The following is a 21,250-nucleotide window of genomic DNA, read 5'->3' as shown; positions in this document are numbered from 1 at the left end:
ATGCGACCTTTTTGCACAACTCTCGGAACAAACGTTGAAAATTAACGTTTGGAGAACTGTTTCCGGCGACGTGCTTTACGCAGACCCACTTTTTTACGTTCTACTTCACGCGCGTCACGCGTTACAAAACCAGCGTGAGACAATGCACTTTTCAGCGCAGCATCATAGTCAATCAATGCACGGGTAATGCCGTGACGCACAGCGCCGGCTTGACCGGACTCACCACCACCATGCACATTGACCAAAATATCAAAACTAGCTGTATTGTTAGTCAATTCCAGGGGCTGACGCAAAATCATGCGAGAGGTCTCGCGTGAGAAATAAATGTCAACTGGCTTGTCGTTTACTACGATATTACCGCTACCGGACTTCAAAAACACACGTGCCACTGAACTCTTGCGGCGGCCTGTGCCATAGTTGTATTTACCGATCATCTTTTATCCTAATCGTCTAATATTAAAGTGTTAATGGTTGAGGTTGCTGAGCAATATGCTCATGCTTGTCGCCAGCATACACCTTCATTTTTTTGATCATTGCGTAGCCCAAAGGACCTTTTGGCAACATGCCTTTAACAGCTTTTTCCAATGCACGACCAGGGAAACGATCTTGCATTTTTGCAAATGAAGTCGTCGTAATGCCGCCTGGATAACCAGAGTGACGGTGATACAATTTATCACCAGCCTTGTTACCTGTTACTTTAATTTTGTCCGCGTTGATTACAACAATGTAATCACCAGTATCCACGTGCGGTGTGTAAATAGCTTTGTGTTTGCCACGCAAACGGTGAGCAATGGCGCTAGCCAAACGACCTAACACCAGATCAGTGGCGTCGATCACGAACCAGTCACGTTGTACTTCATGCGATTTTGCTGAAAATGTTTTCATTTTATAACTACCGAGTTATAGCGTATAAATTAAGAGGGCGGATTATATGCCCGCTGAAAAACCTTGTCAACGGCTATTCCAAAATAATTCAAGCATTTGGAGCCTCATGCCACAACTAAACGCGCGTCACTTTATGCTTGATTTCCAGCGCACCAAGTATAGTTGTATAAGTGTACAATATATAATCAGATTTATAGAACTTTGTTGCCCTCAGAAAATTTGAATTGGATGTTGTTAAGCGCAATAGTGAACATCATAATGCCGGTTACAAAAGCTTACTAAAGTATCATTTCTAATCAAGAATGTGTTTTAGCGCGCACCTTTCTAAACAGGCTCTTATTTTTTCAACCGCTTGCTGGTTGTGGCTTATGACGTCTGTTGCATGTGCAACAGTAAACTCACAGAATCTACTCACCATAGTTTCAGTGCCTAATCAGCCTTTTATTGCCGAACTTAGCCTCAGTAATCTCTCAACAGACACTGATCTGGGTTGTTTTTCAGCGAGGTCGTCTATCGAAGATTCAACCATGCAGACTGAATATACAACGTTGGGAAGTGCTCAAGGCATTTTGACGATCTGGTCTGACAGTGCTGCCATGACACCCTTCATACTGCGGGTGAGCAACAAATGCCAGCGTACCAGCTATATTTTCGATATAGACCCAATCACTCGAGTCTCCACCAGCCGCGCCATTGCAACACCATTGAGAGAAAGTCCACCAGCCCAAACATCAGTCAAAATTTCGGCACTAGCAAGCGCACCGCTTAATGACCAGGAGCTTGAGTTACTAGAGCAACAAATCTCGCAACTACAGGAAAACTTTGGACAATTGCAACGCCAATTAGATGCACTCTACAAGGTCAACCTACAGCAATCGCATATAGTTGAGACACGCAATACTGAGCTCACGCATATAAAATCCGAAAACCACCTACTGCGGACATTGGTTATGTGTTTGGGTTTTGTACTATTGTGCAGCAGCTATTTTTTTGCTGACTGGCTGCGCAGACACTCCGCAACCCCTCGCACCACACGTCAAACAACTAATCCTTCACATAAAATTAGCGCACAAGAAAACCAGGCCATGAGCGAGCGCCCCATTGCTGCTACGCCTGCACATGGCAAACCTCTGGTTAATCCAGCTTCAACTGAGTTGCCAAACACGCCATCCAACATCAGCAAGTCATCCATGAGCAGAGTGCAGCCACTTCCCCGACATGCCAACGATGACGAGCTATCTCCCCGCAAAAAGCCTGGTGTAGTGACAGCACCAGACAGTGAGGAGGTTATTAAAAATGCTTCTCACTTTCTGACACACGGCAGGATCAATCAAGCCATACAACACTTGCAAAACCACTTGGCGCAACAACCCAAATGTTCGCCATGGGTTTGGCTGTACTTGCTGGATTTATTGGGTAGAGAGGGCAAACAACAAGAGTTTGACTTGGCCGCCAGTGAATGCCGCAAATATTTCAATATCAATGTTGAGCGCAACCCTGACTCCGCATTGCATGGCATAGAGTCATTCAGCAGAATCACCAGAGCACTGCAACAAGCCTGGGGCTCGCCTGCCGTGGTAACATTGATAGATGATTTGATTTACAACACGCGTCTGGTGCCACGTATCGGCTTTGAGCGTACCGTATTTGAGGATCTGATGTTGCTGAGAGCCATTGCATGCATTACGCAAGCCTTACCAAACAACCAGCAAGCTCCCCAAGAACAAGTCGCCACGGATGAACACCAGGGGCTACGTGATCTACAGCAACTTTCAGAGGATATTGGTGCACTGTCTCCTTCTGACAGCACCGCATTCCAGTATTGGTCTGACTTCACATTTGAGCTTGAAGAATACCCCAAACAACGTAAATCAGCCTAACCAGAAGGCAAGAGCCAAACCGATTGTCAAACTGGCACCTATCCATATATTCTGTAAAAATGCGGTAAAACAGGCCGCTGGCATTCTAAGCTTAACCAGTTGATATTGTGCGTACACTTGCCCCCATGCAAGCACCCACCCCAACCAAAATGGCCAGGCAAACTGCAACTGCACGGCCAACATAGCCCAGATTAGCAACATCAAGGTAAAACAAAGCATCATTGCCAGCACATCCCGGCGGCCAAATGTAATGGCCGAGGAACGGATGCCGACTTTCAAGTCATCTTCGCGATCCACCATGGCATACGCCGTATCATAGGCCACAGACCAAAAAAGGTTAGCCAACAGCAACCACCATGCAATCATTGGTACAGAATGCTGTACTGCGACAAAGGCCATCGGAATGCCAAATCCGAATGCCACCCCAAGATAAGCCTGCGGGATGGCAAAAAAACGCTTGGTATAGGGATAACTGATGGCAACCAACAATGCCGGGACCGACCAAAGTACGACTGCACGATCAAGCTGCAACACAACAATAAATGCAAGAAGAACCAGCCCTGCAGCCACAATATAGGCTTCCCGTACCGATATCTCGCCTGCAGCCAAGGGGCGAGACTTTGTTCTGGAAACTGCACCATCCCAATGCCTGTCAGCAATATCATTAAAGGCACACCCGGCAGACCGCATTAAAATGGTGCCGACCACAAAAACCATCACAATTTTGAGATCGGGATACCCTTTACCAGCGACCAGCAGCCCCCACAAAGTAGGCCACATTAACAACCAGATTCCGACCGGTTTATCCAGCCGCGTCAATCGATAATAGGCATGCCATTTCTGCGCAGAAATCATGATCATTTCACCCGCCAGTTAATTGATATCCGTAAAAAATCCTGGCAGGAACACCTCGGTCACCAGCAAACTGTATTGATTTAACCTGAACAATGATCGCCGAGCCCAAAGCACTTCTCCATCCGCAACCACCATTCTAGAGGCAATTAACTGATAAAGAGGGTGTGCAACTGACAATTTTTTGTAATGCAGAATGCCACGCCTAACCTTGGGATCTGCGAACAATGCGCCCCCCAAGGGTTGACGCCCCATTTTGCGCAACGCATACCAAGGGCCGCGCAAATGATGACGGCTGATCACGCTATGGGCAAACACTTTGGGTTGACCATTGCCGGTGAGCCAGACTTCACGCACCCAGGCTGACTGACTGGAAGCAATACCGAGTATCTGTCGTTCATCGCGATGAGGTCTAAGCCATTCCTGTCTGAGCGGGATGACAGAGAAGTCTGCATACTGTTTTTTTAACCTGGCAGTAAGTGATCCACTTTCCAGCAGCCAGCTTCTCAATGCCTGCTGCTGACCGACCAGCTTTCGTAGCCAATAAGCATCATGCCGGTGTAACACAGCTTTCATACCCGAGCTTCCATGCAGGATATTATTGAGCTAGCTTGAACGTTTTTGGAAGCCATACCCACAGACGTCCTTGCTGACGCATCGCACCCGCCAACTTTCCAGCAGACGCACCCTCGCCCCAAAAAACATCAGCGCGGACACCGCCTTTGATGGCGCCGCCGGTATCTTGCGCCATCATCAGTTGCTGAAGTGGTGATTCATTATTTGGGTATGTGGTGGACAAATAAACAGGTGAGCCCAATGGAATATGAAAAGGATCCACCGCGATACTGCGCTCAGCAGTCAAAGGCACGCCCAATGCTCCCAGCGGCCCGCTCAGCCCGACAGGAAGCCGCTTGAAAAACACATAACTTGGATTCGCATTCAGTAACTCACGCAACTGCTCGGGGTGCTGATGGCCCCATGCCTTAATGCTTTGCATGGAAGCCTCACTTGCCGTCATCTCACCACGCTCGACCAGCAGTTTTCCAATCGACAGGTATGGATGGCCATTCTGGTCAGCATAGCCCACATGCACACGTTCGCCATTTTCTAACTCCACCACACCTGAGCCTTGGACCTGTAGAAAAAAAGCCTCGACAGCATCTTCAACCCACAGCAATTCGCTTCCTGCCAATGGAGAGATTGGCTGTTCGATTTCGGCACGTGTGAGGTATGGCACCAGCGTTTGCCCCTGCACACGCCCGCGCACGCGCTTGTATTTGAGTTCAGGAAACAGCGCGCTCAAATTCACTGTAATCAGATCCGGCGGAGGCTGATACAAAGGCACACTGTACTGTGGACTGCTGGCAGCAGCGCCTTTTAATACCGGCTGGTAGTAGCCGGTAATCAGCCCTTGCTGTGTGGCATCGCTCTGGCTGCCTGTGTACACATTGAAATACTGCTTCCAATAGGCTTGAATCGCAGCGCCATCATTCGCGTTCACCGTTTGTGCCTGCGCACAAACCTCCCGCCAGTCAGGCTTGAGCTTGAGTCCCTGACAGCTTTTCAGCCACACCGGCCAGCTTGCCAGCCAGTTTTCCTGGTTGATGCCTGGCAATTCGGACCATGTGGCTGGTTTTAACAACGCGAATGGCTGTGACTGGCCAGACTGCGCCACACTGCCTGATGGACGAGAGGTCTCGCTACCAGGTTTAATCGGCTTGCTATCAGGCCTGGGCAACGGCGCCGTTGCCTGACAGGCAGCCAACACCAGCGCACACATGTACGCGACCCAGCATGAATTTAACTGTATTTTGTATCTGACCAATGCACTATCCGTAGGTTAACTATTCGCATTACCTGCGTAATCAATGTAATCCGGCCGCCTGATGCAACCAAAAGGTCGGGATATCCACCTCAAACCAGGTGCCATCCACTGCGACCATTTGATAAGTGCCATACATCTCGCCACTGGGCGTACTGAACATGACACTGCTGGTGTAACTATATTCGGCCTCCGGTGCCAGCAAGGGCTGTTCACCCACCACACCCAACCCCTTGACCTCACGCACTTGCTGCATGGCATCCGTAATAACCCAGTGCCGGCTAATCAACTGCACTGGCACCTGTCCGGTATTGCGGATAGTGATAGTGTACGCATACACATACTGGCCGCTTTCAGCGGAAGACTGGTCTTGCAGATACTCGGTCACAACGGTGACCTCACAAGCATATTGATTCGGGTCGTGTGCCATTAGCCTATCATGCCGGTTGTTGGAGAGCTGGGGGTTGCGGAATACAGTTTTTTGGCCATGCGTCCAGCCAGGAAAGACTCGCGACCGGCTTCGATGGCCTTTTTCATGGCACCTGCCATCATGACAGGGTCACGCGCAGCTGCAATTGCGGTGTTCATCAACACACCGGCACAACCCAACTCCATCGCAATTGCAGCATCTGATGCACAGCCAACACCGGCATCCACCAGCACCGGGATATTGGCACTCTCAATAATAATTTGCAGGTTCCACGGATTTAAAATCCCCATCCCTGAACCAATCAGGGAGGCCAGTGGCATCACGGCAACACAGCCAATATCTTCTAGCTGTTTGGCGATAATCGGGTCATCAGAAGTATAGACCATGACCTCAAAGCCCTCTTTGACAAGGGTTTTTGCCGCCGCCAGCGTTTCAGTGACATTGGGATATAAGGTATTCGGGTCGCCCAGTACCTCCAGCTTGACCAGACGGTGATCATCCAGCAGCTCGCGCGCAAGCCGTAAGGTGCGCACAGCATCCTCAGCACTGTAGCAACCAGCCGTATTTGGCAAATAAGTAAACTCAGAGGGCGGCAAATAATCCAGCAGCGATGGCGTGCTGACATCCTGACCAATATTGGTACGGCGAATGGCAACAGTGACAATTTCTGCGCCACTCGCATCAATTGCAGCCCGCGTTTCAGTAAAGTCCTTGTATTTGCCTGTACCCACCAGCAGGCGGGACGCATAATTTTTACCGGCAATGGCCAGTGTGTCACTCATAACGTATTCTCTTCAATCATCAAAATGTTGGCTGCCATCCCTGACAGCCAATTAACCACCACCCACAGCGCCTACTATTTCAAGCTTGTCGCCATCGCGCAAAAACACTTGGTCAAACTGGCTGCGTGGCAGGATATCGCCATTCCGCTCAATCGCAATGCGTTTACCCACCAGTTGCATATGCACCACCAGCCCCATAACGGACAATCCATCCACAGGCAACTGTATTTTTTTCCCGTTTACAAAAATCTGCATCTACTCTTAATTTTTGTTTAATCAAACCGATATTTTACGAAAAATCAGCGCATTTGGCTTTTAGTTTTTGGTGAGAAGGCCAGACAATTGATGTTGTCATCCTGCAATCACACCACCGCGTTAAAGTAACACAAGCATGGCACTATGTTTGCTTATATGTTGTAGCGACGCAAAATACGGACTAGAAATGGACCATTTCAGTCACTACGGCAGATTACTAATTGCTGTAACTTGAACTTTTTGTTAATTTTGGCGCCACATGCACAGCGAACACAATTCGCTGTCTTGAAGCCAGATAATATTTAGATCCCAAAAGGAAATTTGAAATGCAAATTGTAGAATCATACCAAGCTGTCTCATCCAACCATTTCTTGACGGATGAAATTTATGCCCCCAATCTGAATGACCCAGCCAATCCAGGTAAACAATCAATGGCCGCGGCAACCAAAGCGCAAGAACACCTCAAAGCAATTAACGAATTACACCGCTTCCTTGAATCCAGTTGCGACTGCGTATAGCGCACGACTGATACTGCTGCATCTAGATTAAACGTTCATTCACTGCCGTAAAGGTTAATCCGTCAGGGATTAACCTGACTCCTTTTGTCTTGCGCTGAATCCTGTCATCCCAATTACACGAAAAAAGGATGGCGGTATGCCATCCTCAATCACAGAGGCGTCCGCTCAGGACGCCATCATTAAGTAATGACTACTCGATCGACAGCTGAGGACGACCAGCTTCTGGCCAATCCAGGTGGAAGAACTGACCACGTGGCTGATCTTTGCGTTCATAGGTGTGCGCGCCGAAATAATCCCGCTGACCTTGCAACAGATTGGCAGGCAAATCCGCACTTCTATAACCATCGTAATATGCCAGCGCGGCAGCAAACCCTTGCGCAGGAATACCATTAGTCACCGCCAGAGCGATCACTTTACGCCACCCAGCCTGGCCTTCATTCATTGCATTAGTGAAATAAGGGTCAAGCATCAAGTTTTTAAGGCGTGAGTTTAACGCATAGGCATCGGTGATTTTTTGCAGGAAACGTGCGCGGATGATGCAACCACCACGCCAAATCTGTGCAATTTCGCCAAAGTTCAATTTCCAGTTGTAAGCCACCTGTGCTTTGTCAATCAATTGGAAGCCTTGTGCGTAAGCGCAGATCTTAGAGCAATACAGCGCATTCTTGATCGCCTCAATAATGGCTGCCTTGTCTTTTTCTTGCACAATCGCCGGACCCTTGAGAATCTTGCTCGCTTCTACACGCTCATCTTTCAGGCTTGACAAGGCACGTGCATACACTGCCGCTGCAATCGCGTTCGCTGGCGCACCCAACTCAAGGGCGTTGGCAGCCGTCCACTGTCCAGTACCTTTCTGACCAGCAGTATCCAGAATCTGGTCAACCAGAAAACCTTTACCGGCAGGGTCTTTTTGTTGAAGGATATCCGCTGTGATTTCAATCAGGAAGCTGGATAGCTCGCCTTTATTCCACTCGGCAAACACTTTACCAATTTCGTCAGCAGGCATGCCGAGCAGGTTTTTCATCAGCCAGTAGGCTTCGCAAATCAACTGCATATCGATGTACTCGATGCCGTTATGCACCATTTTCACATAATGGCCAGCCCCGTCAGGGCCGATATATTCGGCACATGAAAAACCACCTACAACAGGCTTACCAGGTGCACCGCCCTCTAACGGAGCACCTGTTGCCGGGTCAACCTTGGCCGCGATATCTCGCCAGATGGGCTCCAGGCTGGACCAGGCCTTACGTGTACCGGATGGCATCAGGGATGGACCAAAACGGGCACCGGTTTCTCCCCCAGAAACGCCAGAGCCAATAAACTCAATGCCTTTGGCGGCTAGCTCTTTTTCACGGCGAATGGTGTCAGTCCACAACGCGTTACCACCATCAATAATAATGTCGCCCTGCTCCAGAAATGGCAGCAAAGCATTAATCGTCACATCGGTTGCGCTCCCTGCCTTGACCAGCAACACGATTTTGCGAGGACGCTTGATGCTTAATACAAAAGAGGCCAAATCGGCATGACCGACCACGCGCTCGTGCGAAGGCTCGTTCTTTTTGCATTCCTCAATAAAATTCAGCATTTTTTTCGGGTCACGGTTATAGACCGCGATGGTGTAGCCGTGATCCGCAATGTTCAGTGCCAGGTTTTGGCCCATCACTGCCAATCCTACCAATCCAATATCCGCATTTTTTGTAGTCATAATGTTCTCTAATAAATGGTTAATTTAGTTAAAAAAAAGCACAGGCTTTTGGCCTGTGCTTGGACTAGGGCATGTATTGAACGACGCACGCAAGTTGTTTTGAGAGTCGCAACAGGCATAAGACATTCAGCACCATAGTTTTCTTTTTACTCGAGGGCTCTAGTACTCGCTCACTTAAGTACGTTACCAAACATTTGCAAGGTCAATTCATATCCGATGTTGACCAGTTGCGCATCGTAACGTTCACCTTCATCGCGCATAAAAGCATGTTGTCCGTTGAACTCATGCCAGGTGTAATGCAATCCAGGGATAGCTGCAAAGCGGTTATACAGCTCTGCACGTTTATCACCAGGAATATGCGGATCTTGCTTGCCCCAGATCATCAGCAACTCGCCTTTAATCTCGTTGACGCGGTCCATGCTGTGCTGGCCAGGTTTGTTCGGAATGATGTTCGTGTGCAAATCGGTTGCGTAAAAACAGGCAGTGGCTTTCACTTCTGGCTGCAGAGCTGCGCGAAAGGCCAGATGCCCGCCAATGCAGAACCCTGCCGCACCCAGGTTGCCATCATACCAAGGCTGCGCATTCAGAAAATCAATCATGGCACGGTTATCGGTATCATAGTCCTGCACATCTTTGGCCATTTTGTCTGCATTGCCTTTGTCGCGACCAGCATCGTCATAGCCAAGTACGGTTCCAATAGGATTTAACTCATGGAACACTTCGGGCACCAACACAGCATAGCCATGTCCTGCCAAAAATCGCGCGGCACGCTCAATCGGGCCAGTCTGCTGAAAGATTTCTGAATAAAACAAAACCGCAGGCACTTTTCCATCATGCTTTGGACGATGAACATAAGTGCGCATCACTCCTGTTGGAGTGTTCAAATCAACGATTTCGCTTGTAATCAGCATGGTAAATCCTTAGAAAATCAAAAATATCGGCTATTCTAGCGCTGTTTGGGCGGCTTTTCACTGAAATTGTCAAGATTGCTATGGAATTTTTTTGTTTCTGGTGGTTTACCCATCATTCCCAGAAATACTTTCCCGAGTCACACTTTAAAGGATCAATGCTGATGCAGCAATTAACGGTTTACTTGAGTAGCATTCTGTTTCTGCCAGTGCTTCTGCTGCAAACCTCTTCAGCCGCGCCAGATCTTGAACTGGTATACAAGCTTAAGACATCGATTGTGAAAGTTCATGCACTCACGCAGGGAGGCGCGCACGGTGTCGGCAGCGGGGTTGTAGTCGCGCCTGATGTGGTCGCCACCAATTGCCACGTGCTTGCCAATGCCAGCGGCGTGAACATCTCCAAGTTTGGTGACAGCATCACCCCGGTCGCCATGTATGCTGACTGGGTACACGATGTATGCCTGCTGACTTTCCAATACCTTGATCTCCCGCCAGTAAAACTGAGTACGACTAACAACCTTCATTATGGTCAGGAGGTATTTTCAATCGGATTTCCCGGAGGCCTGCCCAAACCGCTGACGACAGTTGGCAAAATACGGGCACTTTACCCTTATGCAGAGGATCTTGTTATTCGTACGGATGCCGCTTTCATTATGGGTGCAAGTGGCAGCCCTTTGTTTAACAATGCCGGAGAGTTAATTGGCATCAACACATTTAAAAGTCCTGGTAAGTTTGCCTATTACTACAGTGTTCCAGTTGAGTGGGTACAAAAACTACTCAAAAATCACACCGCAAATATAGCGGTCACAAATGCATTCTGGGATCAGCCGACGCAGCAACAACCTTTTTTCATGCAGGTCACACAACCTTACCTGCATAGCGAATGGAATGATTTACACAATATCGCAGAGGCATGGATTGCGCAAACACCTGAACTAGCAGAAGCTTACTTTTATCTGGCTAGCGCATTGCATGGTCAAGGCAAACTTGCAGAAGCACGGAGCGCTTATGAACAAACCACGGCATTACAACCGGCGCATATTGAAGCTTGGCAAGGTTTGGCTGTTCTGGCAGAACAATCAGGACAAAGTGCGCTGTTCGAAAAATCAATGCGACAATTAAATGCTCTGGATGAAGAAGCTTATAAAGCCATGAAAAGCAGACTAAGTACGACAGCCAGACCAAGCAATGCAACAGGTGAAAGCGAAACAGGTCACTGACAAGCAATCAATACTGACTGTGCCGACCAATGGCATAGCCGGTTGGCATATCCTGCTGCCACTCACCACAATCATTGCATTGATGGTCTTCTACTGTCGGGCACAATCGTAAATGGGTACTTTTGCAGGCTCGACACTGCATAGCATGATGTGACGCATGCTTGTGCGGCTGCTTATGTACCTGATGATGTTCTGTCGCCAAACGACGCGAACCCAAGCCGTATTTGTTATCCATACACACCTCTTCCCAGATAATTTAATGCCAAATACTGTGAATGCGGACGGGTAAACACGTAAAACGCCCTTTTGTAACATTAAAGTTACGCCTTTGGCGCACTGATTGCAAGTGACAATTTCAACGCTGGCGACCTATGGCTCTGCTAGAATATTGTTTTTTACGTTATCGCTCGAATGACCATGACTTCACGCAACCAAGATCTGTTTGAACAATCTCAGCAACTGATTCCGGGCGGTGTTAACTCACCGGTACGTGCGTTTCGCAGCGTGGGTGGTACGCCTGTTTTTTTTAAAAAAGGGCTAGGCTCCAGATTGTGGGACGTGGATGGCAAGGAATATATTGACTACATCAACTCCTGGGGGCCAATGATCTTGGGACATGCCCACCCGGAAGTAGTAGCTGCCGTACATCAGGCAGCTGCCAACAGCCTGAGTTTTGGCGCACCAACTGGCCTCGAACTGGAAATGGCCACACTGATCAACCAACTGATCCCCAGCATGGAGCAAGTACGCTTGAACAGTAGCGGCACCGAGGCTACCATGAGCGCCATTCGCACCGCGCGCGGATTTACCGGTCGCGATAAAATCATTAAGTTTGAAGGCTGCTACCATGGCCACTCGGATGGCCTGCTGGTTAAAGCCGGTTCTGGACTGTTGACATTTGGCGAGCCGGATTCTGGCGGCGTTCCTGCCAGCATTGCCCAGCACACCCTGACACTAGAATACAATAATACGCAGCAACTTGCGGACATTTTCAACCAGATGGGAGATGAAATCGCATGCGTGATTATCGAGCCTGTCGTCGGCAATATGAACCTGATCTTGCCGCATATGGAGTTTTTGCAAACCCTGCGTACACTCTGCACAAGGCATGGAGCAGTGTTGATTTTTGACGAAGTTATGACCGGGTTCCGTGTCGCACTGGGCGGTGCTCAAGCACTGTATGGCATCACCCCTGACATGACCACCCTGGGCAAGATTATTGGCGGCGGCTTGCCAGTAGGCGCTTTTGGTGGGCGCAAGGACATTATGCAGGTACTGGCGCCACTGGGGCCGGTTTACCAGGCAGGCACCCTGTCGGGCAATCCCGTCGCAGTCTCCGCGGGCTTAACCACCTTAAAACTGATTCAAGCACCCGGCTTCTATGATCGACTCGCTGCGCAAACTGCAAAACTGATGCACGGCCTCAAACAGGCCGCGCAAAAATCTGGCGTCACCTTTAGCGCACAAAATGTTGGCGGCATGTTCGGGGTATATTTCAGCGACAGCAATCCGACCAGCTTTGCTGAAATGATGTTGACTGATAAAAAGGCCTTTAATCATTTCTTTCACAGCATGCTGGACGCGGGCATTTATCTAGGGCCCTCCGCATTTGAAGCCGGCTTTGTTTCTGCTGCGCATTCTGATGCAGATATCGCAGAAACCATACAAGCGGCTGAACTGGCGTTTGCTGCCCTGTAATCACAGGTGACTACCCTCACCTCACTACCGCCAGACTTACCCCGCCCTAGCGATGATGGCGGCGCCGATCATTTAACGGGCATGTTTTTGCCATCTATTGGCCTAGAGACCACAAGCGGGGCGACTGTCACACTTTCGCAGTGTCAGCAAAGAACTGTTTTGTACTTTTATCCAATGACAGGACGCCCGGGCCACCCTTTGCCGGAGGGCTGGGATCACATTCCCGGCGCACGCGGGTGTACACCGCAGGCTTGCAGCTTTCGGGATCACCATCACGAACTGGCTTTGCTGCATACGCAGGTATTTGGCATCAGCACGCAAAGCAGCCGTTGTCAGCAAGAAGCCAAACAACGCCTGCACCTGCCTTTTGAACTACTGAGTGATGCTTCCCTGCAACTCAAGCAAGCACTCAACCTGCCAACCTTTGCGCTTGAAGGAAAGTCCCTCTATAAAAGACTCAGCATGATTTGCAGTCAAGGGCAGATCATAAAAGTATTTTATCCAGTGTTTCCACCAGACCAGCACATTGATGAAATATTGGCGTGGCTACACAGCCACGCGGATGACGGCGCCGCCATCTGACCTCCGGCCTTTCCCCATCCGCCCGATTCAACACTGTAAAACCACCTCTTTTCTTCACAAAAGGCATTGGCTGGCCGGCTGCACATTGTAAATAAAAATCATTCTCACCTTTGAACAAAAAAAGCATTTATCCGTTAATTAACGCATGCTAAACAATTGAAATTGCTAAACTTTGACGGTATCATTGAAGGTTCCTCCAAATGTTTTGTAAGTGAAGAATCTGGCAATGGATATGCAGTCTGACAACAACGTGATGAGTACGCCTCAAGATACCGCAACCACTCTGGATAACAAGTTTGGTTTAGCCCCTCAATCCCAAGGTTTATACGATAGACGCCACGAGAAAGACAGCTGTGGCGTGGGCTTTGTGGCCCATATTAAAGGCCAGAAAAGCCACGACATCGTCGCTAAAGGCCTGCAGTTGCTGGACAACCTGACCCATCGCGGCGCTACGGGGTATGACCCCAAGCTGGGCGACGGTGCCGGGCTGCTGATGCAGATGCCGGACACCTTCATGCGTGAAGAGGCCGCCAAACTAGGCATGACACTGCCCGCTGCCGGTCAATACGCCGTAGGCCAGGCATTCTTGCCACAAAGCGCTGACAGCCGTGCCAAATGCGAAGCTATTTTTGCGCAGATCATTGCTGAAGAACAGCAAACCTTGCTGGGCTGGCGCGATGTACCCGTCGACAACAGCAACATCGCAGATGCTGCGCGCGCAGTTGAGCCAGTAATGCGCCAGGTGTTTATTGTCAGCAGAACGACAGACAACATCAGCTTCGAGCGCAAATGTTTTGTGATTCGCAAGCGTATTGAGCACGCGATTCGCGCGCTCAATCTGCAAGACAAAGCCCAGTTCTACATGCCATCCTTCTCCTCCCGCACGATTGTCTACAAAGGCATGCTGCTGGCGAATGAAGTGGGCATTTACTACAAGGATCTGAAAGACGCGCGTGTCGTGTCGGCATTGGCCCTTGTGCACCAGCGCTTTTCCACCAATACGTTCCCAGCCTGGGATTTGGCACACCCGTTCCGCATGATTGCGCACAATGGTGAAATCAACACCGTGCAAGGCAATGTCAACTGGATGGCTGCCCGTCATGAAACCATGAAGTCTGCCGTGATCGGTGAAGATCTGGAAAAATTGTGGCCACTGATTGCTGAAGGCCAGTCCGATTCTGCCTGCTTTGACAACTGCCTGGAATTGCTGGTCGCTGGCGGTTACAGTCTGCCCCATGCCATGATGATGCTGATTCCCGAAGCATGGGCAGGCAACCCGCTGATGGATGAAGACCGTCGCGCATTCTATGAATACCATGCTGCCCTCATGGAACCATGGGACGGCCCGGCAGCAGTTGCTTTTACTGACGGCAAAATGATTGGTGCCACGCTGGACCGCAATGGTTTACGCCCTGCACGTTATCTGGTCACTGAAGATGACATCGTCATGATGGCCTCTGAAATGGGCGTGATTACTTTCCCGCAGGAAAAAATCGTCAAAAAATGGCGCTTGCAACCAGGCAAAATGTTGCTGATCGACATGGAGCAAGGCCGCATTATTGATGACGAAGAAGTGAAAAAAGAACTGGCGCAGGCCAAACCTTACCGTCAGTGGATTGAGCAGACCCGCTTCCACCTGGCCGACCTGCCCGATGCAGGCAAAGGTGAAGTCAACCTGGGCGCCAGCCTACTGGATACCCAACAAGCATTTGGTTACTCGCAAGAAGACCTTAAGTTTGTGTTACAGCCGATGATAGATAACGGCGAAGAAGGCTCTGGTTCTATGGGTAACGATGCGGCGCTGCCGGTGTTATCCAATAAAGCCAAAACGCTTTACAACTACTTCAAGCAACTATTTGCGCAAGTCACCAACCCGCCGATTGACCCGATTCGTGAAGAACTGGTGATGTCTCTGGTCACCTTTATTGGCCCCAAGCCAAACTTGCTCGGCATTGATGAAACCAACCCGCCTATCCGATTGGAAAGCAACCAGCCAGTCATCAGCCTGACCGGATTGCAGCGACTGATCAACATCGAAGCGCTGACCAAAGGTCAGTTCAAGTCCATCGTGCTGGATATCACTTACGATGCGCAATCTGGTAAAGCAGGCATGAAACAGGCACTGGAAACGCTGCATGATCAAGCCGAGAAAGCAGTGGCGGATGGCTACAACATTCTGATTCTGTCGGACCGTGCAGTGTCTGCGACACGCATCGCCATTCCTGCCCTGCTGGCTTGCTCAGCCACGCATGAGTTTCTGGTAAAAGCCGGTTTGCGTACCAGCACAGGTCTGGTCATCGACACCGGCTCAGCCCGCGAAGTCCACCATTTTGCTTTATTGGCAGGTTATGGGGCGGAAGCAGTATGTCCTTGGCTGGTGTATGAAACCATTAACACACTGAACATTGACGCTGAAAAAGCGGGCAAAAACTTTGTCAAAGCCATTGGCAAAGGCCTGTATAAAGTCATGTCCAAAATGGGCATTTCCACTTACCAGTCTTACTGTGGCGCACAGATTTTTGAAGCCATCGGCCTTAACAGTCAATTTGTAAATGATTACTTTACCGGCACCGTTAGCCAGATCGAAGGCATCGGGCTTGAGCAAGTAGCTGAAGAGACCGTACGCATGCACAACCTGGCGTTTGGTCATGATCCGGTCATGTCCAATGCACTGGAGGCAGGCGGCGAGTACGCCTTCCGTGTCCGCGGCGAAGAGCATTTGTGGACACCACAATCCATCAGCAAACTGCAGAATGCGACCCGTACCGGTCAATACGAAACTTACAAAGAATATGCTGCGCTGATTAATGACCAGACCCGCCGCCACATGACCTTGCGCGGACTGTTTGAAATCAAGCCTTTAAGAGCCGCTATCCCGCTGGATCAGGTGGAATCAGCCAAAGATATTGTTAAACGCTTCGCAACTGGCGCCATGTCGTTGGGTTCAATTTCTACTGAAGCCCATACCACGCTTGCCATTGCCATGAACCGTATTGGCGGAAAATCCAATACTGGCGAAGGTGGTGAAGATGTCAAACGCTTCATCCCTGTACAAGTCGACTCTAGCGTCGCCAAAGTACTGGGTAGCGACCTGATTGAAGCAGATGTGCCGTTGAAAGCAGGCGACTCCATGCGTTCGCGCATCAAACAGGTGGCTTCAGGTCGCTTTGGTGTGACCGCAGAATATCTGAGCAGCGCCGATCAGATTCAGATCAAGATGGCGCAGGGTGCAAAACCGGGCGAAGGCGGTCAATTGCCAGGCCACAAGGTCTCACCTTATATTGCCAAATTGCGTTTCTCAGTACCAGGCGTAGGTCTGATTTCACCGCCACCTCATCATGACATCTACTCGATTGAAGATCTGGCGCAATTGATTCATGATTTGAAAAACGCCAACCCGAAAGCCTCGATTTCAGTCAAGCTGGTGTCTGAAACAGGCATCGGCACGGTCGCTGCTGGTGTTGCAAAAGCCAAGTCTGACCATATTGTGGTGGCTGGCCATGACGGCGGCACAGGGGCTTCACCAATTTCATCGATTAAACATGCAGGCACCCCGTGGGAGCTTGGTTTGGCTGAAACACAGCAAACCTTGGTGCTTAATCAGTTGCGTGGCCGTGTAGTTGTACAGGTAGACGGCCAAATGAAAACTGGCCGTGACGTGTTGATTGGCGCCTTGCTAGGTGCCGATGAATTCGGCTTTGCCACCGCACCACTGGTCGTTGAAGGCTGTATCATGATGCGCAAATGCCATCTGAATACTTGCCCGGTCGGAGTCGCTACACAAGACCCTGCATTGCGCAAAAAATTTACCGGTCAGCCAGAACATGTCGTTAATTACTTCTTCTTTGTCGCTGAAGAGGTACGCGAACTGATGGCGAGCATGGGGATTGCCAAATTTGATGACCTGATTGGCCGTGCTGATTTGCTGGATATGAAAGCCGGGATTGAGCATTGGAAAATAAACGGTCTGGACTTCAGCAAGGTATTTCATTTACCAGACATGCCAGCCTCGGTATCACGCAAAAACAATGACATACAAGACCATGGCCTGATCAAGGCACTGGACAACCAACTGATAGAACTGGCAAAACCGGCACTGGAAAAAGGTGAGAAAGTCACCATCGAGCTGCCTATCGTCAATACCAACCGCACCGTTGGCACCATGCTGTCGCATGAAGTGGCCAGCCGTTACGGCAACGCTGGCTTGCCTGATGGCACCATCAGTGTCAAATTCACAGGAACTTCAGGCCAAAGCTTTGCTGCGTTCCTTGCAAAAGGCATCAGCTTTGAACTGACAGGTGAAGGCAATGACTACGTGGGCAAAGGCTTGTGTGGTGGTCAAATCATCATCAAGCCACCAGCCACCTTCCGCGGGCTGTCTTATGAAAACATCATCGTCGGCAACACGGTCATGTACGGTGCAACTACCGGACAAAGCTTCCTCAGCGGTGTCGCCGGTGAACGTTTCTGTGTACGAAATTCAGGTGCCATTGCTGTCGTAGAAGGCGTGGGCAACCATGGCTGTGAATACATGACTGGCGGTACCGTCGCGGTTCTTGGCCAAACCGGCCAGAACTTTGCAGCGGGCATGAGTGGAGGGATTGCCTACGTGTATGACATTGACGGCCAGTTTGCAAAACGCTGCAACATGAGTATGGTCAGCCTGGAAAAAGTCGAAGCAGCCGAAGCCGATGTCGGTAAAGTGCAGCATTTAGGTCAACCGGACGAAGTCACGCTGAAAGGCCTGATCGAGCAGCATGCAGCCCTCACTGGTAGCCCACGCGCCCAGGATATCCTGGCTGACTGGCCTGCCGCACGTAGCAAGTTCGTAAAAGTATTCCCTAACGAATACAAACGCGCACTGACCGAGATGGCTGCGGTTTCTGCCAAACAAGCTGCATAATCGTTTTTGTTAATTAAATGCCCTGCATCGCGGGGCATTTGTAAAGAGTGCACCTGCTAAGGGTGCCAGGGAAGAGATGGTTTCACATGGGTAAAGTCACAGGTTTCATGGAATTCGAGCGCCTGAGCGAGGCTAACTTGCCGGTGCAGGATCGTGTCAAAAACTACAAAGAATTCGTGCTGCATCTGACAGACGATCAAGCCAAACAGCAAGGCGCACGCTGCATGGACTGTGGCATTCCTTTCTGTACCACCGGCTGTCCAATCAACAACATCATTCCTGACTGGAATGATCTGGTCTATCACCAGGATTGGCGCAATGCAATTGATGTATTGCATTCCACCAATAACTTCCCGGAGTTCACCGGCCGCATTTGTCCCGCCCCCTGTGAGGCCGCCTGCACCTTAAACATCAACAATGATCCCGTCGGCATTAAATCGATTGAGCACGCGATTATCGACAAAGCCTGGGAAAACAACTGGGTGACGCCGCAGATCAACCCGAATAAAACGGGCAAAAAAATTGCTGTAGTCGGCTCTGGCCCAGCAGGTCTTGCAGCTGCACAGCAACTGGCGCGCGCCGGCCATAGCGTGACTGTGCTTGAAAAAAATGACCGTATTGGCGGCTTGCTGCGTTACGGCATCCCTGACTTTAAAATGGAAAAGTCACACATTGACCGCCGCATGGTGCAAATGGAAGCCGAAGGTGTCACATTCAAGGTCAACCAGAACGTGGGGGAAAATGTCAGCGCGGCAGAGCTTGAGCGTGACTATGATGCGGTGGTTCTGGCGGGTGGTGCAGAGTATCCACGTGACTTGCCGGTACCAGGTCGCGAACTGGATGGCGTGCATTTTGCCATGGACTTTTTGACACCGAATAACAAAATGGTCGCGGGTGACACCGTGCCTGACCAGATCAAGGCCACAGGGAAACATGTGATCGTAATTGGCGGTGGAGACACCGGCTCTGACTGTGTAGGCACTTCTAACCGTCATGGCGCATTGACCATCACACAATTTGAATTAATGCCACAACCACCGGAAAAAGAAAACAAACCACTGGTATGGCCTAACTGGCCGCTCAAAATGCGCACCTCCAGTTCACACGAGGAAGGGGCCAACCGCGACTGGTCGATTACCACCAAGGAACTGATCGGCGAAAATGGCAAGGTCAAAGCGCTCAAAGGTGCCCGCGTAGAATGGAAAGACGGCAAAATGCAGGAAATTCCTGGCTCCGAATTCACCATCCCGGCTGACCTTGTGTTTCTGGCCATGGGCTTTGTTGCACCAGTACAAAAAGTACTGGATGCTTTTGGTGTCGAAAAAGACAACCGCGGCAATGCGAAGGCCACCACCGACGGCGAGGGCTGCTACAAAACCAACAAAGCCAAGGTATTTGCTGCAGGCGATATGCGCCGTGGGCAATCACTGGTGGTCTGGGCTATTCGTGAGGGACGCCAGTGCGCACGTGAAGTCGATGCTTTCCTGATGGGTAGTTCTACCCTGCCCCGCTAAGGCAAGGCCCTTGCAAGACTGCAAACGCCGATGGTGAGACCATCGGCGTTTCTATTTGCGATAGCACAAAAAAACACAATTCTGTGCAGTGAATCGGCGTTGCGCACTTTATAATGCTGTTTTGATTTTTTTACTGGTCCTGACACTGAACAAAAGTGATTTGATCCCTTTTGTTTGCGTAAGGCCTGAAGACCGCACCCTATGAGCCCATTGCAAAACGATACCTTTTTACGCGCCCTGATGCGCCAGCCCACAGAGCACACACCGGTTTGGATGATGCGTCAGGCCGGACGCTACCTGCCTGAATACCGTGAAAGCCGTAAAACCGCTGGCAGCTTTATGCAGCTATGCCAAAGCCCTGCGTTTGCCACAGAAGTGACGTTGCAACCACTGGATCGCTACCCGCAACTGGACGCGGCTATTTTGTTCAGTGACATTCTGACCGTACCGGATGCCATGGGTCTGGGACTGTATTTTGAAGAAGGAGAAGGGCCAAAATTTGAGCGCACCTTGCAGGCTGAAGCAGATGTCCGCAAACTTGAAGTGCCGGACATGGCTAAGCTGCAATACGTATTTGATGCGGTGAGCAGCATCCGCAAAGCCCTCAATGGCCGCGTGCCATTAATTGGCTTTGCCGGTAGCCCTTGGACACTTGCCACTTACATGGTAGAAGGCAAAGGTGGCACAGACTTCCTCAACACCAAGAAGATGGGCTATGCCAGACCAGAACTGCTACATCATATTTTAGAGATCACCGCACAGACAGTGACTCAGTACTTGAATGCGCAAATCGCCGCAGGCGCGCAAGCCGTGATGATTTTTGATTCTTGGGGGGGGGCATTGTCACACAATGCCTATCGCGAGTTTTCACTCAACTATATGCAGAAAATTGTGACCGGCCTCACCAAAACAGCGGAAGGCAAGACTGTACCCAGCATTGTCTTTACTAAAGGTGGCGGCCTCTGGCTGGAGGCGCAAGCAGACATTGGCGCAGATGCATTGGGCCTGGACTGGAGCATAGACATCGGGCAGGCGCGTCAACGTGTCGGTGACAAGGTCGCTTTACAAGGCAATATGGACCCTGCGATTTTACTGAGTTCACTAGCAGCGATTGAAAAAGAGGTTGCCAGTGTCCTCGCCAGCTACGGCCACGGCCACGGCCACGTGTTTAATCTTGGTCATGGCATTACCCAATGGACACCGCCAGAACACGCGGCCTGCATGCTGGAAACGATACGCAGACTCAGTCCGCAATACCATCAATAGCGCATTTCCCACCCTTACAATGAAAGAAGC

General features: G+C 50.2%; 19 protein-coding genes. 8 read left to right on the top strand and 11 right to left on the bottom strand.

Translation table 11 applies throughout. The features are described 5' to 3' along the window. Positions 1–41 precede the first annotated feature (41 nt). Complete coding sequence (gene rpsI, locus Q9291_RS01325; RefSeq protein WP_306388177.1) at positions 42–434, bottom strand: 30S ribosomal protein S9; 393 nt, start codon at positions 432–434, stop codon at positions 42–44. A 22-nt stretch (positions 435–456) separates the two neighbouring features. Further along, complete coding sequence (rplM, locus tag Q9291_RS01320; RefSeq protein ID WP_306388176.1) at positions 457–885, bottom strand: 50S ribosomal protein L13; 429 nt, start codon at positions 883–885, stop codon at positions 457–459. A 527-nt stretch (positions 886–1,412) separates the two neighbouring features. Between rplM and Q9291_RS01315 the strand changes: the two genes are divergently transcribed. Then, positions 1,413–2,765 carry a type IV pilus assembly protein FimV gene (locus tag Q9291_RS01315; protein ID WP_306388175.1) on the top strand — a complete coding sequence of 451 codons (1,353 nt, stop codon included), beginning with the start codon at positions 1,413–1,415 and terminating at the stop codon, positions 2,763–2,765. Here the strand turns inward: Q9291_RS01315 and ubiA are convergent. From ubiA to thiS, 6 genes are all read right to left on the bottom strand, one after another. Then, on the bottom strand, positions 2,757–3,620 hold the full coding sequence (ubiA, locus tag Q9291_RS01310; protein WP_306388264.1) for a 4-hydroxybenzoate octaprenyltransferase: 864 nt from the start codon (positions 3,618–3,620) through the stop codon (positions 2,757–2,759). The genes Q9291_RS01315 and ubiA overlap by 9 nt on opposite strands. An 18-nt stretch (positions 3,621–3,638) precedes the next feature. Continuing rightward, complete coding sequence (locus Q9291_RS01305; RefSeq protein ID WP_306388174.1) at positions 3,639–4,193, bottom strand: chorismate--pyruvate lyase family protein; 555 nt, start codon at positions 4,191–4,193, stop codon at positions 3,639–3,641. Between the two features lie 22 nt (positions 4,194–4,215). Further along, positions 4,216–5,397 carry a murein transglycosylase A gene (gene mltA / locus Q9291_RS01300; RefSeq protein ID WP_306388173.1) on the bottom strand — a complete coding sequence of 394 codons (1,182 nt, stop codon included), beginning with the start codon at positions 5,395–5,397 and terminating at the stop codon, positions 4,216–4,218. 85 nt (positions 5,398–5,482) lie between these two features. Beyond that, a complete protein-coding gene (gene apaG / locus Q9291_RS01295) occupies positions 5,483–5,869 on the bottom strand; it encodes a Co2+/Mg2+ efflux facilitator ApaG/CorD (protein WP_306388172.1) in 387 nt (128 codons plus the stop codon). Then, positions 5,869–6,651, bottom strand: coding sequence for a thiazole synthase (locus Q9291_RS01290; RefSeq protein ID WP_306388171.1), 783 nt, complete (start codon positions 6,649–6,651; stop codon positions 5,869–5,871). The genes apaG and Q9291_RS01290 overlap by 1 nt, the downstream gene beginning before the upstream one ends. Positions 6,652–6,702: 51 nt before the next feature. Beyond that, a complete protein-coding gene (gene thiS, locus Q9291_RS01285) occupies positions 6,703–6,906 on the bottom strand; it encodes a sulfur carrier protein ThiS (RefSeq protein WP_306388170.1) in 204 nt (67 codons plus the stop codon). A gap of 326 nt (positions 6,907–7,232) precedes the next feature. Here thiS and Q9291_RS01280 point away from each other — a divergent pair, with 326 nt between their 5' ends. Next, on the top strand, positions 7,233–7,424 hold the full coding sequence (locus Q9291_RS01280) for a hypothetical protein (protein WP_306388169.1): 192 nt from the start codon (positions 7,233–7,235) through the stop codon (positions 7,422–7,424). 190 nt (positions 7,425–7,614) lie between these two features. Here the strand turns inward: Q9291_RS01280 and gnd are convergent, their stop codons facing one another. Further along, positions 7,615–9,129, bottom strand: a complete 1,515-nt coding sequence (gnd, locus tag Q9291_RS01275) for an NADP-dependent phosphogluconate dehydrogenase (RefSeq protein ID WP_306388168.1) — start codon at positions 9,127–9,129, stop codon at positions 7,615–7,617. Positions 9,130–9,299: 170 nt separating this feature from the next. Continuing rightward, complete coding sequence (locus tag Q9291_RS01270; RefSeq protein WP_306388167.1) at positions 9,300–10,040, bottom strand: dienelactone hydrolase family protein; 741 nt, start codon at positions 10,038–10,040, stop codon at positions 9,300–9,302. 161 nt (positions 10,041–10,201) lie between these two features. Between Q9291_RS01270 and Q9291_RS01265 the strand changes: the two genes are divergently transcribed. Further along, positions 10,202–11,257 carry a S1 family peptidase gene (locus tag Q9291_RS01265; RefSeq protein ID WP_306388166.1) on the top strand — a complete coding sequence of 352 codons (1,056 nt, stop codon included), beginning with the start codon at positions 10,202–10,204 and terminating at the stop codon, positions 11,255–11,257. Between the two features lie 7 nt (positions 11,258–11,264). On the opposite strand, the gene Q9291_RS01260 is transcribed toward Q9291_RS01265, so the two are convergent. After that, a complete protein-coding gene (locus tag Q9291_RS01260) occupies positions 11,265–11,492 on the bottom strand; it encodes a hypothetical protein (RefSeq protein WP_306388165.1) in 228 nt (75 codons plus the stop codon). A 182-nt stretch (positions 11,493–11,674) separates the two neighbouring features. Here Q9291_RS01260 and hemL point away from each other — a divergent pair, with 182 nt between their 5' ends. The 5 genes from hemL (at position 11,675) to hemE (ending at position 21,220) form a co-directional block, all read left to right on the top strand. Next, entirely contained in the window at positions 11,675–12,955 is a 1,281-nt protein-coding gene (gene hemL / locus Q9291_RS01255) for a glutamate-1-semialdehyde 2,1-aminomutase (protein ID WP_306388164.1), read from the top strand. Between the two features lie 81 nt (positions 12,956–13,036). After that, on the top strand, positions 13,037–13,537 hold the full coding sequence (locus Q9291_RS01250; protein ID WP_306388263.1) for a peroxiredoxin: 501 nt from the start codon (positions 13,037–13,039) through the stop codon (positions 13,535–13,537). 253 nt (positions 13,538–13,790) lie between these two features. Continuing rightward, positions 13,791–18,440 (top strand): glutamate synthase-related protein, encoded by a 4,650-nt coding sequence (locus Q9291_RS01245; protein WP_370530722.1) that lies wholly within the window; start codon positions 13,791–13,793, stop codon positions 18,438–18,440. Between the two features lie 86 nt (positions 18,441–18,526). Further along, positions 18,527–19,954: a glutamate synthase subunit beta gene (locus tag Q9291_RS01240; RefSeq protein ID WP_306388163.1), complete on the top strand. Its 1,428-nt coding sequence runs from the start codon at positions 18,527–18,529 to the stop codon at positions 19,952–19,954. Between the two features lie 201 nt (positions 19,955–20,155). Beyond that, the gene (hemE, locus tag Q9291_RS01235) at positions 20,156–21,220 is read left to right on the top strand and encodes a uroporphyrinogen decarboxylase (protein WP_306388162.1); all 1,065 of its coding nucleotides are present in this window, start codon (positions 20,156–20,158) and stop codon (positions 21,218–21,220) included. Positions 21,221–21,250 lie beyond the last annotated feature (30 nt).

It is taken from the genome of Methylophilus aquaticus, assembly GCF_030769565.1.
GTDB lineage: Bacteria > Pseudomonadota > Gammaproteobacteria > Burkholderiales > Methylophilaceae > Methylophilus > Methylophilus aquaticus.
The sequence above is the reverse complement of the archived record's forward strand: the minus strand, read 5'-3'. Positions and strand labels throughout refer to the sequence as shown.

What these genes read in the sequence shown, in the direction of transcription:
- thiS (WP_306388170.1), bottom strand. Translation starts at nt 6,906, where the DNA reads ATGCAGATTTTTGTAAACGGGAAAAAAATACAGTTGCCTGTGGATGGA.
- Q9291_RS01315 (WP_306388175.1), top strand. Translation starts at nt 1,413, where the DNA reads ATGCAGACTGAATATACAACGTTGGGAAGTGCTCAAGGCATTTTGACG.
- hemL (WP_306388164.1), top strand. Translation starts at nt 11,675, where the DNA reads ATGACTTCACGCAACCAAGATCTGTTTGAACAATCTCAGCAACTGATT.
- Q9291_RS01245 (WP_370530722.1), top strand. Translation starts at nt 13,791, where the DNA reads ATGAGTACGCCTCAAGATACCGCAACCACTCTGGATAACAAGTTTGGT.
- Q9291_RS01260 (WP_306388165.1), bottom strand. Translation starts at nt 11,492, where the DNA reads ATGGATAACAAATACGGCTTGGGTTCGCGTCGTTTGGCGACAGAACAT.
- rplM (WP_306388176.1), bottom strand. Translation starts at nt 885, where the DNA reads ATGAAAACATTTTCAGCAAAATCGCATGAAGTACAACGTGACTGGTTC.
- apaG (WP_306388172.1), bottom strand. Translation starts at nt 5,869, where the DNA reads ATGGCACACGACCCGAATCAATATGCTTGTGAGGTCACCGTTGTGACC.
- Q9291_RS01250 (WP_306388263.1), top strand. Translation starts at nt 13,037, where the DNA reads ATGTTTTTGCCATCTATTGGCCTAGAGACCACAAGCGGGGCGACTGTC.
- hemE (WP_306388162.1), top strand. Translation starts at nt 20,156, where the DNA reads ATGAGCCCATTGCAAAACGATACCTTTTTACGCGCCCTGATGCGCCAG.
- ubiA (WP_306388264.1), bottom strand. Translation starts at nt 3,620, where the DNA reads ATGATTTCTGCGCAGAAATGGCATGCCTATTATCGATTGACGCGGCTG.
- Q9291_RS01290 (WP_306388171.1), bottom strand. Translation starts at nt 6,651, where the DNA reads ATGAGTGACACACTGGCCATTGCCGGTAAAAATTATGCGTCCCGCCTG.
- Q9291_RS01240 (WP_306388163.1), top strand. Translation starts at nt 18,527, where the DNA reads ATGGGTAAAGTCACAGGTTTCATGGAATTCGAGCGCCTGAGCGAGGCT.
- Q9291_RS01280 (WP_306388169.1), top strand. Translation starts at nt 7,233, where the DNA reads ATGCAAATTGTAGAATCATACCAAGCTGTCTCATCCAACCATTTCTTG.
- Q9291_RS01305 (WP_306388174.1), bottom strand. Translation starts at nt 4,193, where the DNA reads ATGAAAGCTGTGTTACACCGGCATGATGCTTATTGGCTACGAAAGCTG.
- gnd (WP_306388168.1), bottom strand. Translation starts at nt 9,129, where the DNA reads ATGACTACAAAAAATGCGGATATTGGATTGGTAGGATTGGCAGTGATG.
- rpsI (WP_306388177.1), bottom strand. Translation starts at nt 434, where the DNA reads ATGATCGGTAAATACAACTATGGCACAGGCCGCCGCAAGAGTTCAGTG.
- Q9291_RS01265 (WP_306388166.1), top strand. Translation starts at nt 10,202, where the DNA reads ATGCAGCAATTAACGGTTTACTTGAGTAGCATTCTGTTTCTGCCAGTG.
- mltA (WP_306388173.1), bottom strand. Translation starts at nt 5,397, where the DNA reads ATGTGTGCGCTGGTGTTGGCTGCCTGTCAGGCAACGGCGCCGTTGCCC.
- Q9291_RS01270 (WP_306388167.1), bottom strand. Translation starts at nt 10,040, where the DNA reads ATGCTGATTACAAGCGAAATCGTTGATTTGAACACTCCAACAGGAGTG.